This is a genomic window from Jeotgalibacillus soli (assembly GCF_000829435.1).
Classification (GTDB): domain Bacteria; phylum Bacillota; class Bacilli; order Bacillales; family Jeotgalibacillaceae; genus Jeotgalibacillus; species Jeotgalibacillus soli.
Genome location: NZ_JXRP01000006.1, coordinates 19,027 through 30,895 on the forward strand (window position 1 = coordinate 19,027; position 11,869 = coordinate 30,895).

An 11,869-nucleotide genomic window follows, 5' to 3' on the forward strand; every position below is an offset into this window, starting at 1 on the left:
GTGTCGAGCAAAATTACTTTCATGCCCATCAGTTATACAGGCTGGGGTTCATTGGAACATTTAACAAGCGAGGCTGAGCGCTTAAATGCCAGCAATATTCTAATTGTCACCGATCCGTTTCTGGAAGAGCTGGGCATGACGAATAAAATCGTCGAACCGCTTCAGGCTAAAGGATGGAAGACGAGCGTTTACACAGAAGTTGTGCCGGAGCCGCCTTTGGAAGTTGGCGAAAAATTGGTGGCTTACACAAAGGAAAATAAATTTGATTTAGTAATCGGGCTGGGAGGCGGCAGTGCGCTTGACCTCGCGAAATTAGCAGGCGTATTAGCCGCGCATGAAGGCAAGGTGGCCGATTATTTGAACTTGACGGGCGACCGTTCCCTGACTCATAAAGGCATCCCGAAAATTTTAATCCCGACGACTTCCGGAACCGGTTCTGAAGTGACCAATATTTCAGTGCTGTCACTGGAATCCACGAAAGATGTGGTCACCCATGATTACTTGTTGCCGGACGTCGCAATAGTCGACCCCGCCTTGACGACCTCCTTGCCGCCGAAAGTGACCGCTGCGACAGGTATTGACGCATTGACTCATGCGATTGAGGCATATGTTTCCAAAAACGCCAATCCGGTGACGGACGGGCTTGCGTTGCAGGCGATCCGCTTGATCAGCGGATCCATCCGGCAAGCTGTAGCTGATGGGGAAAATAAAGAAGCGCGTACGAATATGAGTTACGGGAGTTATTTGGCGGGATTATCGTTCTTCAATGCAGGAGTTGCCGGGGTCCATGCGTTGGCCTATCCCCTTGGCGGCCAATTCCATATTTCACACGGTGAATCCAATGCCGTCCTGTTGCCGTATGTCATGGGCTATATCCGCCCAAGCTGCGAAAAGAGAATGAATGATATTTTAGAGGCAATGGGATTTAGTGCCAATCAATTATCTCAAGAACAAGCTTCCTATAAATGTGTGGAGGAATTGAAAAGGCTCGTTGCTGACGTGAATATTCCGGTGTCGTTAAAAGGCTTCGACATTGGGGAAGATGCATTGGACAGTTTAGCCGACGACGGAATCAAGCAAACGAGAATTTTAGCAAGAAGCCCGATGCCGTTAACGAGAGAAGACATTTATACTATTTACCATGCTGCTTATTCAGGGGAAGTGACAGAAAAGAAAAGGGTCTGACAGCAAGTGTTTTTCATGAAAAAAGCTGAAGCGGGAAACCTTTATGGGTTCCTGCTTCAGCTTTTGTATTTCTATAGAGGAAAATCGGGTCTTATAATGTTGCGAATTCCGGGTCTGCCACTTTCACCAATTGCTTGCCTCGGTTGGTTCCTTCGAACAAACAGAGGAATGCTTTCGGCAATATCTTGTTTTTTCACTAGAGCGTTAACGATATCTTTTGTAAACTGGTTCATAGGTAAGACCTCTTTTCTGTGCATTGTCTTGTGGTGATTCAATTCTACAAGAAAAGGTCTTTCTTTTTCTATTTACTCATTTACACAAGATATTTTACGCTCTCCTTAAATATATTTACTAACATTTAGCTTCCTCCTTTATTTTAGATATAAAGTAATGATAATTGGATCTGCTTCATTAGTGCAATCCAGGACGTAAACCACCCCATTACTTTCTCTCTTTTCAATATTGTCGAGACGGTACAGTACCCCCTGTACAACCAACAACAAGCCATTGTTACCAGTGATCTTTAACTAGTAACCTCAGTTTTTTACATGGTTGCAGACAATTCCACGTAACAGAAAAACAAAAAAGACGCTATCCCCTTAACCTGTTGGTCTTACACAAGTTAATGAGATAACGCCTTTAGTCAAACCTTGTCTGATTATGTATGAAAAGATACTAGTATTTACTAGTTGAAATTCAGTAGACAATGGAGCGTCTACACTTATCTGGACAGAAAAATTAAGGTTACGTACACTTGATCTAAAACAGATGAGGAGCCTCGAATATGACAAAGCGAGAACGCCGCACATTTACAGCCGCGTTCAAAAAGCAAATGGTGCAGCTGTGCCAGAACGGAAAAACGAAACTTAGAAACTTAAAACAGCTAGAGAAGAATCCATTTTGGTTAATCAAAATGGATTCTTCTTAACTTTCCATAGTCTTGAACTTTCAAGACTATAGATAATTCAATTGATGTCTCAAAGATAGCAAAGCAAAGAGGAGTGTCTATTACTCAGAAATAACCTTCAATAAATCTCCCTCTATCTTACTTGGTTCTGTAGTCGGCGCATATCTCTCTACTACGTTCCCGTTTTGATCGATAAGAAATTTAGTAAAGTTCCATTTAATATTTTTTAACAAAAGTCCCTTTTTTTCTCCCTTTAAAAAAGTAAATAAAGGATCTTCGTTGTCGCCGTTTACGTCTACTTTAGCAAACATAGGGAAAGTAACACCATAATTCATCTGACAGAATTGAGTGGTTTCCTCAATATTGTCAAATTCCTGGTTCCCGAATTGATCACAAGGAAATCCAAGGATTTCAAGCCCTTTATCCTTATGTTTATCATACAATTCTTGCAGCCCTTTAAATTGGGGAGTAAAGCCGCATTTGCTAGCGGTATTTACGATAATTAATGCCTTTCCTTCATAATCTTTCAATGATTTCTGTTCTCCGTTTGGCATCTTAACTGTATAATCATAAACTGTTCCCATATTAAAATCCTCCTGTTCATTCTGAAATGTAAGTCACTTACGGTTAAATCTTACACGATTTGAGCTAAAAATGTTTATTCAAAAGCCTCAGGATCACAACTCGGCTCCATAAGCCCCTTACGCCTTTTTACTTGATTAAATGCGCTGCTGATTTCCGAAACAGTTAACAAAGAGGAGTTTCGCTGCGAAAGCGAATTTTAAAATAATCTCTCCATATTTAGATGAAAGCGAAAAAAACAAGATAATGCGCATTAGACGAAGATGGAATTGGTCTTCTTGGATAAAAAACCTTCCGGAAAATTGGAATGGTTCGATTTAAGATAAAAATGTTTGTATCTTGGCTAAACCATCTTCTGCAACTGTTTTAGGTGCTTGATCCCTTGCAAATCATAGAAGAATCGAGACTTTCCGGAAGAAGAGTATTGATCTTCTCCCAATTTACAAAAATGCTTAAGCTGATTGGCAAAGAGATCACTATGCGAGAGCAAAAATATTTTTATCTTGATGGACAAATGCCTATAGAGGCACGAGTGGAGCTCTGCAATCGATTTAATGAGGGGGAGAGGGATCTGTTTCGATTTCCTTAAAAGCAGGAGGGACCGGGCTGAACCTGACAGGTGCGGATACAGTCATCTTATATGATCTCTGGTTGAATCCCGCGGTCGAACAGCAAGCGGCAGACCGCGCTCATCGAATCGGCCAAAAAAAGGCTGTACAGGTGATCAAGCTCGTTGCCCGCGGCACAATTGAAGAAAAAATGAATGACCTCCAAGAAAAAAAGAAGGCTCTCGTTTCAGACATTATCGATTCGGAAGAAAAAGCATTAGCCTCTTTAACAGAAGAGGATATTCGTGAAATTCTTATGGTATAAGATATCTGATAGGAATGTTTCTGCAATCGTACCGTAAAAAGGATGTTGTAGAGGGATCCTCTAAATAGGGAGCAGTCCTGCATTAAGGAGAGAGTATTTTTTACATTTATGGCTGTAAAAGCTGAAGTTCTTAGTTGTAAAGGAGTGAAATCGCTGACAAAAAATCGTGCGTAGTACTGAAATTTAGAATTTTCCCCATCTAAGGTACATCGTTAAAGTACAGCATTGTGAACCTTGAGCTTCAGCATGAATTGTAAGAAAAATTCCATCTGGAGTGTATTTAGCTGTAACAGGTGTGCTGATCCCTATCGATTTAATTAAACTGTCAACTTCTTTATGATTTCCAGTTTGAGCTGCTGACATTATCCTATGAGCGAATTGGGGTTCAGCAAACTTTTTAAGTAAAGTGCCGGCTTCGACAACAGTTACTTGAAAGGCTTTTACAGAATGCTCAAAGGTTGTGACGTCAACTGGAGGGTATTGTTGACGATTTATAGGAAATTGGTAATAGGGGTTTTGGTAATACATCATTTACCTCCTGCTGCTTTTACAAATATGTTTATGTAAATAATTGAATAATGGTGACTTGATGTTGATGCATTTGTAATGAACAATAAGACTATATTGTCTAATAAAAAATCTTATTAAACTAATAAACGTTTAAGGCGATCACGAAGTATTGTAGTTGAAGATCTTTCCTCAAAAATCGGGCGCTCTTACGGAATAACATAAACAGAAACTCAGAGGGTCTTGTGGAACATAATGATAAATTAATGCAGGTACTGCGAAGGGGACTATTACGAGTGGGGTGCTAAGCCAGTTGTCAGAGCCTCAATATGGATATTCGCTTGTTTGGATGCTAGGTAATCAAGGCATTCAGGTTGAACCTGGGACGTTATATCCGCTTCTTAGACGTTTGGAAAAACAAGGATTATTAGAAAGTAAGTGGGATACGAATGAGCCTAGACCACATAAATATTACGTAATTTAATTCAATCTTGCCAGCCAGAAAATGATGGAGAAGTAATTAATGAGAAATTATAAAGCATAATAAGATATGTCCATCACCTATGCAAAAAGGGCTTATACGTTTGAATGATTTAGAAGCTGCTAAGAAAATTTGGTGAGATTGAATGGATATTACTGATTGAAAAATATACAGTCTGTTACTTGAAATTCAGATGAAGCTAAATGACAGACTACACCATAACATTTATCAGCATGCAGTTCGAAAGGATTAGATATGAGAGTTTCATGTGAAACAATTTAATAGATGATAGATATGCGAAAGTGAAATGAAGGATTAAAAATAAGGGAGAGATAGTATACGGATGGAAAAACAATATTTTAATCTCATGCAATTTTTTGAAGGGTATGTTCGGAATTATAGAAGAATGAATTTGTCTTATTTGCATAATCATTCTATGTTTACAAAAAGGGAAATCGATTATTTTGCTAATTTAGGAGAAATGTTGGGGTTTGAAGCTTTTGTTGAGGATTCAAAGTTCGATCGGATTAAAGGGCGATCAAGACCTATGGACTTGTCATGGTGGAAGTGGGATGCACGAAAAGATCCGGAAAACTATTTGTATCTTGCTCTGCATTTAGAAAGAGAAAATGTTTGGGATAAAGATGTCGAAACAATCGAAAAGCTCTTTTCTGAAACAGTGGAAGGCTATGTTCCTCATAATGTGATAGGTATTCAATATATTGGATCGGCTGAAAGAATCGATTATCTTAACGATTTAATTATCCAAAGGAATACTATTCAGCAGTCAACCGTTTTAATGGTCTACCGTTATCGTGATGCTGAACTTGATATTGAGAGAGTTTGTGCCTGCCATTTTACACCGATGGGTTTAAGTGAAAGTAGAAGTGCAGTATGTAAGCAGGATGAGTCAGGCTATTGGTTTATATCCTTTGATGAAGAGTATGCTCCTTTTCAAAAAAAAGAAAAGGCTGCTAACAAAAAAATAAAATAATTTTTGTGAAGCGGCAAATGTCATAGCTGAAAGAATGAGAGGTGGAGGCGGCTTATGAACAAAAATCAAAAGAAGCGAAAGAATAGTTGGATGAAAGAAATCCTCAATGAAATACGAGATTCTATCATTTTTTCGGTCATTTGGAGCATTTTATCTTTTATTCCTCGATTGATTATTCGCCTATATAAAAATGTAAATTAACCACATGCATATGCAAAATGCTCTCCCAAATCGCACGCACTGGAGATTGTGCTAGTTCTTGCTATTTAATATGAAGGGATTGTTTTCTTTTATGGTTTTAAAACAACTTTAATGCATTCATCTTTATAGGTGCAGAACAGTTACGATGAATATTATCACATCTATCGGTAACCTACTATTTATTTTTTCACAAAAACTGCGGGGTTAGTGGAATAACAAAGCCGGAAAATTATTAAACCCTGTGCAGCATTATAGACAGAGCAGAATGTCATAATGATGATATTCTGCTCTTTCGGGAATCTGGATAATAAATAACCATACTTAACTGTGTGAGTTCATTACTTGGGTTTGGAGACGAATGTGGATGATCTGCTCTAAATTTAATGGAATCTACAGCCTGTATGATTTGTTTCTTGTTCTGAATGGTTAAACAAAGTGGAATAGTCTACGGATCAATTTTTGCGGCTCATCAGGCAGGTGTGGCGCCTTATTTATAAAATATTCAATTCCTATACAAGGGCATTCTTTCTTGCAGAAATCTTTTCCTTAATGGCAAATTTGTTCGTAATCGGCATAAAAAAATCGGATTTTTTGATGAAAGAAGAGAGAATAACGATATAAAAATACTCCATGTGCTGATCCGGTTCCATTTAGCCGAAACGGTTTGTACTTTTTTAAAAAGGGATTTTAACGCAAAAACAACAGGCTATCTGAATTAGATAGCCTGTTGTGTTATCGGAAGAAACGATAATTGGTGTGATCATAAAACATGATTCTAGTTGATCAAACTCGAAATCGTATGTTTAGATCATTCATTCCCCTGGATTCTGTTTTCTATGGTTGGGATAAGCAACGTTCCGTTCGAATTAAGTCGTCCTGCTCGAATTTTACTAATCACTACTTACAGATTTAAGGGTAAGTAAATATCATTGAAAGATGGATAGGATGCAAAGAGTTGGGTCTACTGTACTTCTAAATAATGCTGCAGTACCCGTGGCGGAAAGAATTTTAGGGGCAAGGGTCTTAAGGACAAAATAGTGGAATGCGGCATTATAGAATCGTGCTGTGCTTGTTTCAAGCTGTTATACATCGCTTTACCTGCACCTGAATTGGCAGAGTGAACGGTTATGCGGTTAGCAAATAGTTTTTCTTTAATCATCATTTGAACAAGCATAAAACCATTCCTAGTTCGATCTAATAAATCATGGTCTAAAGACAGATGTTCAATTTTAAATTTTTTCAATAGCTCGATACACTCATCTATTGTCTCAACCAATACATAGCCGTCAGGTGCACTCCGGTAGTCATCAAGAAAAACGCTGATTTTCTCCATTTCTTATACTCCTCCTCTTATACAGGGGGGTGACTAAGAAAAGTCGAATAACCCAAAGTAATTCATTTGTATCTATTAATTATAACATATTTTTTGTCAGAATAGGGCATAATCAGCATAAAAAATACCATGTTTCCAAAATATATCTATCAAAGGGCTGTATCGTTTCTTTACTAGCTGGTTTCGTAAGAAGTATGGATAATGGGACACTGGATCGAAACGGCTGTTTTCATGACTATTTGAAAATATGAGAGTATGCAAAAAGGGTTCTTGTCGCAATATGTGGAAGATATGTAATGATGCTGAAGTTTTGGTGGTTAGTTGCTGAAAATGATAAGCATAGTAGAAGGCCCTAATCATTAATCATTAAATGTTAAATGGGGGATTGAGATGGAACAGTGGATAGAAGCGCTATTTACTAAAGATCTATTAAATGAAGCGGCAAGCCGATATAATGCAGATGCAACAGAGGCTAAAAAGCTAGGAGACTTTGAAAATTACGTTTTTGAAGTATATAAAAATGACCAGCCCTATATTTTGCGGCTAACTCATTCCTCTCATCGCAATATGGCGGATGTAGAAGCAGAGCTCGAATGGATTAACTACCTTCATGCAAAAGCGATTAATGTATCCTTGGTGCACCAGTCTAAAAATGGAAGTCTTGTAGAAGAAATCCCTGTGGGCAACACATCATTTTTTGTTTGTTTATTTGATAAAGCGCCTGGAAATCCTGTGAAAATAGATGACCCTCTTTTTGGTCCGAAGCTATTTGAAAAATGGGGACAAATTACAGGGGGAATGCATCGAGTCACAAAGGATTATCAGCCTGGAGATCATAAGCGGGAGCATTGGGAAGAGGATGATGTACTGGACTTTGGCCTTTATCTAGATAAAGAAAAGGATGCAAAAATAATTGCTGACGGAGAAGAGGTCGTGAGAGTTATCAAGGGCCTTCCTGTAACAAAGGAGAGCTTTGGGCTCATCCACTCTGATATTCATCCGGGGAACTTTTTTCTTGATGGCAACGAAATTCATGTTTTTGATTTTGATGACAGTGCTTATTTTTACTATATGAGTGATATCGCCATTCCGCTTTATTATGCGGTGTGGTGGAAGTGTCGAAACGAAATCTTGGAGGATCGATCTGAATTTGGAAAAGAGCTGCTCTATCATTTTTTGAAAGGCTACCAAAAGGTAAATAAGATTGATCCGGAGTGGATTTATCGAATTCCTTTGTTCCTACAACTAAGAGACTATGTTCTTTATGCTGTTTTTCACAAAAAAGTGGATATGGAAAACGCCAGCGACAATACACAACAGCTAGTAGCGCAAATTCGTGACCGCTTACTTCGCAATGAACCGATGGTAGAGCTGCAATATGGGGAAGTTTTAGAGAGATTGAAGGGGTAATGGTGGTGGTTGGTTAAGAGTGGATTCGGAGAGATAATCTGAATTCGCTCTTTTTTTTTTGGTGAATTAGTCCTGAAGCTTCGACAAATGATGCCTGAGCTTCGATAAAATCCCCACATGAGGTCTCTCCCTTTACTCACATAAAATCTACTTATAAAATGGTAGAATAGGAGATTAGTTGAAGAGTACATAAGGTGAGGAGCTTTTAATATGAAGAAAACGATAAATGTTGCTGGAGCAATCATCACCAATGATCAAGATGAAGTACTATGCGCTTTGCGCTCACCTGAGATGTCGCTTCCGAATGTCTGGGAATTCCCCGGAGGAAAAATAGAACAAGGAGAGCAGCCGGAACAAGCGCTTTACCGGGAAATTCAAGAAGAGCTTGGCTGCACGCTTAACATTTTTGAATTAGTTGAGGATACTACGCACGAGTACGAAAACATGATCGTGCGACTTATGACATATAAAGCGTCGATTTTAAAAGGCGAGCCGACTGCTCGTGAGCACGCCGAAATTAAATGGGTCTCCCTTGATCATTTGCGAAGCCTCGAATGGGCACCAGCGGATCTTCCGGCTGTTAATAAACTTTTGGCGGCTGATCAAACTGCAGTGTAATTGGCAGGAGTTAATCAGATCACATCGAATATCATAAACAGATAAGGCAGAAAAACCTACGTGTTTGCTGTTACAGTAAATGTAGCAAGCTGCGTGGGGTTTATTGTAAGAGAAAACTTGATACATCGTTTTTATAAAAACCTATACACTGGAAAAGAGGTGCGCAAGATGAAAATAGCCTTAGTAACAGGCGCAAATTCCGGAATGGGATTGGCAGCAACAATCGAGCTTGCGAAGCGTGGCATGCATGTTGTCATGCTGTGCAGAGATCCGCGCAAAGGGAAGGTCGGTTGGATTTCAGCCAAAGAGCAAAGCGGTTCTAATGAGATTACACTGATGCACTGCGATCTTGGTTCACTCGAGAGTATACGAGCATTTGCTGAGAAATTCAAAGAAAAATTTGACCGTCTGGATGTATTGCTAAATAATGCAGGAGTTGTTTCATTAAAACGAGAATTGACGAAGGATGGATTTGAGTCACAGCTTGGCATTAATCATTTGGGACATTTTCTTTTAACGAATTTATTACTGGAGGAGCTTAAGAATGCAGAGTCCGGCAGAATTGTCGTCGTGTCCTCAGGTGCTCATAAGTGGGGCAGTATGAGTTTTCAAGATCCTTATTTCGAGAAAAACTATAATGCAGCAAAAGGATATGGACGCTCGAAGCTTGCAAATATCCTGTTTGCAACTGCGCTATCAAAGCGGCTGGAAGGAACCAATGTCACAGTGAACTCCGTGCATCCTAGAGCAGTGGCAACGAATCTTGGCGTAAACCGAAAAACTGATTTTGGACGTCTTATTACACGTGCACTTAAGCCTTTTTTTCTAACTGCAGCTGAAGGAGCAAAAACGGCCATTTACCTGGCGACTGACCCGGAAATCAAAGATGTGACAGGGAAGTATTTTTATAAGATGAAAGAAGCTCCGGTGTCTGTTGCAGCTCGGGATGAGTTGTTGGCTGAAAGATTGTGGTCATGGAGTGAGGAGCAGGTTGGCTTGAAAAATAAAGAACAGGAGACCATAATATAATTTTTTCTAGACACCAGTGCTTTCTCTAGCCTGTAATCGTATTTTTTGCCCGGTAAATACTTTTATAAGCGTATCACTTGATTTATATATATCTTACATGTAAGATATATATAAGCTTGAAATAAGATATGTAATAAAAGCAGAAGCTATCGATTAAAAATAAAGTGCAATAATGTATATAAATATGATAAATGGAGCGTGAATGGATCGTGTCGACAACAATATTCACTACAGCTAGCTGTACTTCATGTAGAAAAGCAAAATCTTGGTTAGAAGAGAATGAAATTCCATACACAGAAAGAAATATCTTTTCAGAACCTCTAAGCATTGAAGAAATTAAAACGATTCTTCGTATGACAGAAGATGGAACAGATGAGATTATTTCAACAAGGTCAAAGGCTTTTCAAGAGCTAAATGTAGATTTAGATTCATTGTCTCTTCATGAACTATTAGAGCTGATTCAAGCATATCCAAGTTTGCTTCGCCGTCCAATTATTATGGATGAAAAGAGACTTCAAATTGGTTATAACGAAGACGAAATTCGTCGTTTCTTACCACGTAAGGTTCGTACGTATCAGCTTCTTGAAGCGCAAAAATTAGCGAATTAATTTTCATAAAGAATGATTGCTGGTTTCAGCAATTGACTTCATATTTTTGGGGATGAATAGAATGAACGAAAAAAGAATTGACAATATCAGCTCATTATATGAGATCTTTTTTTCTCTTGAAAGAAAATGGACGAATGAATGGAATCACCATAATGAGGTAGGACTTTCTAAAACCCATCTTTTCCTTCTGAAAATATTAGGGGTAGAAGGCTCTAAACGTCCTTCCATCCTTGCAGAGCAGTTGAATATTACAACTGGCGGAGTCACTGTATTGACCAGCAAGCTAATTAAAGACGGGTATGTTGTAAAAACGCAAAATGACCGCGACCGCAGAGCTTATAATTTAGAAATTACAGAGGCGGGAAGAGAGCTTCTAGAGTCGGCGCGAAAGCAGATCAATGAACAAATTGATAAGATGTTTGGGATGTTATCGGACGGAGAGGTTCAAAACCTGAAGGATATTTTTTATAAGTGTTTAGTTGGAAAGTGAAAACTAGTGGCCTTGATCATGTATTCGTCCTAAAAACAGGGTGAATTTTTTTATCTGTTGAGATGATATTTATGGAATAAAACATTATATATATATTAAGGCTGCAAGCGATGATCTTGACTAGCGGCAAACAGATTTTAAAGGCTTTTGGATTTGACGCAGATGAAGAGCCGAAAAGCATTTATCCATTTTCACCTGTTTATTATATGGAGTCAGACCGAGTTGTGTATATTATTAAAAGAACTCAAAAGCCTCTTGGTCTTGCGAATGGGCTGATGAACTATTTGAAAGCGTTAAAGGAAGCAGGGGTAAACATCGTAGCACCCGTTCACATGCTGAAAGAGAATCTGCAAGTGATTAGCGAGGATGTCTTTGCCATATATCCATTCATTAACGGAAATGAATATTCAGGTGAAGACGATGAAATTATTGAAAGTAAAGCTTGGGTAAACGTACTCGAACATATTTATTTGGACGAGGTCATGTGGCTGATGGCAGAGAAAGAGGATTGGTAAAATCCTAAGCAGCGGGAGCTCTTTCAGTCGTTATTGGCATTGTTTATTGATTCTTCCGTAAATGACTTGGAAAAACCGAAACAAAAGATAACGAATAGAAAGCATTTATAGCACGAACATTAATAAAATGATACGA

14 protein-coding genes and 1 pseudogene are annotated in these 11,869 nt (G+C 38.7%); 11 read left to right on the top strand and 4 right to left on the bottom strand.

The features are described 5' to 3' along the window. Positions 1-21 precede the first annotated feature (21 nt). Complete coding sequence (locus KP78_RS00945) at positions 22-1,185, top strand: iron-containing alcohol dehydrogenase (protein WP_041086047.1); 1,164 nt, start codon at positions 22-24, stop codon at positions 1,183-1,185. Positions 1,186-1,256: 71 nt separating this feature from the next. On the opposite strand, the gene KP78_RS19825 is transcribed toward KP78_RS00945, so the two are convergent. Next, the gene (locus KP78_RS19825) at positions 1,257-1,418 is read right to left on the bottom strand and encodes a hypothetical protein (RefSeq protein WP_157841411.1); all 162 of its coding nucleotides are present in this window, start codon (positions 1,416-1,418) and stop codon (positions 1,257-1,259) included. A gap of 551 nt (positions 1,419-1,969) precedes the next feature. Here KP78_RS19825 and KP78_RS19830 point away from each other — a divergent pair. Beyond that, a complete protein-coding gene (locus KP78_RS19830) occupies positions 1,970-2,113 on the top strand; it encodes a hypothetical protein (protein ID WP_157841412.1) in 144 nt (47 codons plus the stop codon). 80 nt (positions 2,114-2,193) lie between these two features. Here the strand turns inward: KP78_RS19830 and KP78_RS00950 are convergent, their stop codons facing one another. Beyond that, the gene (locus tag KP78_RS00950; protein ID WP_041085534.1) at positions 2,194-2,676 is read right to left on the bottom strand and encodes a glutathione peroxidase; all 483 of its coding nucleotides are present in this window, start codon (positions 2,674-2,676) and stop codon (positions 2,194-2,196) included. A 380-nt stretch (positions 2,677-3,056) separates the two neighbouring features. Between KP78_RS00950 and KP78_RS18855 the strand changes: the two are divergent. Then, positions 3,057-3,547, top strand: a pseudogene (locus KP78_RS18855) (DEAD/DEAH box helicase); the annotation flags it as partial. A 183-nt stretch (positions 3,548-3,730) separates the two neighbouring features. On the opposite strand, the gene KP78_RS00965 reads toward KP78_RS18855, so the two are convergent. Next, positions 3,731-4,075, bottom strand: coding sequence for a YuzC family spore coat inner layer protein (locus tag KP78_RS00965; protein ID WP_052474427.1), 345 nt, complete (start codon positions 4,073-4,075; stop codon positions 3,731-3,733). A 292-nt stretch (positions 4,076-4,367) separates the two neighbouring features. Between KP78_RS00965 and KP78_RS00970 the strand changes: the two genes are divergently transcribed. Both KP78_RS00970 and KP78_RS00975 read left to right on the top strand, forming a co-directional pair. Beyond that, positions 4,368-4,538: a PadR family transcriptional regulator gene (locus KP78_RS00970; protein ID WP_235420795.1), complete on the top strand. Its 171-nt coding sequence runs from the start codon at positions 4,368-4,370 to the stop codon at positions 4,536-4,538. A gap of 340 nt (positions 4,539-4,878) precedes the next feature. Further along, the gene (locus tag KP78_RS00975) at positions 4,879-5,529 is read left to right on the top strand and encodes a hypothetical protein (RefSeq protein ID WP_041085543.1); all 651 of its coding nucleotides are present in this window, start codon (positions 4,879-4,881) and stop codon (positions 5,527-5,529) included. A 1,162-nt stretch (positions 5,530-6,691) separates the two neighbouring features. On the opposite strand, the gene KP78_RS00980 is transcribed toward KP78_RS00975, so the two are convergent. Beyond that, on the bottom strand, positions 6,692-7,063 hold the full coding sequence (locus KP78_RS00980; protein WP_041085545.1) for a cyclic-phosphate processing receiver domain-containing protein: 372 nt from the start codon (positions 7,061-7,063) through the stop codon (positions 6,692-6,694). 390 nt (positions 7,064-7,453) lie between these two features. Between KP78_RS00980 and KP78_RS00985 the strand changes: the two genes are divergently transcribed. From KP78_RS00985 to KP78_RS01010, 6 genes are all read left to right on the top strand, one after another. Then, positions 7,454-8,473, top strand: a complete 1,020-nt coding sequence (locus KP78_RS00985; RefSeq protein ID WP_041085547.1) for a phosphotransferase enzyme family protein — start codon at positions 7,454-7,456, stop codon at positions 8,471-8,473. Between the two features lie 210 nt (positions 8,474-8,683). Further along, complete coding sequence (gene mutT, locus KP78_RS00990; protein WP_041085549.1) at positions 8,684-9,091, top strand: 8-oxo-dGTP diphosphatase MutT; 408 nt, start codon at positions 8,684-8,686, stop codon at positions 9,089-9,091. A 168-nt stretch (positions 9,092-9,259) separates the two neighbouring features. Continuing rightward, complete coding sequence (locus tag KP78_RS00995; protein ID WP_041085552.1) at positions 9,260-10,120, top strand: SDR family oxidoreductase; 861 nt, start codon at positions 9,260-9,262, stop codon at positions 10,118-10,120. 191 nt (positions 10,121-10,311) lie between these two features. Then, the gene (gene spxA / locus KP78_RS01000) at positions 10,312-10,728 is read left to right on the top strand and encodes a transcriptional regulator SpxA (RefSeq protein WP_041085554.1); all 417 of its coding nucleotides are present in this window, start codon (positions 10,312-10,314) and stop codon (positions 10,726-10,728) included. A gap of 61 nt (positions 10,729-10,789) precedes the next feature. Continuing rightward, a complete protein-coding gene (locus KP78_RS01005; RefSeq protein WP_041085556.1) occupies positions 10,790-11,218 on the top strand; it encodes a MarR family winged helix-turn-helix transcriptional regulator in 429 nt (142 codons plus the stop codon). Positions 11,219-11,334: 116 nt separating this feature from the next. Next, the gene (locus tag KP78_RS01010; protein ID WP_235420796.1) at positions 11,335-11,733 is read left to right on the top strand and encodes a hypothetical protein; all 399 of its coding nucleotides are present in this window, start codon (positions 11,335-11,337) and stop codon (positions 11,731-11,733) included. Positions 11,734-11,869: the final 136 nt, after the last annotated feature.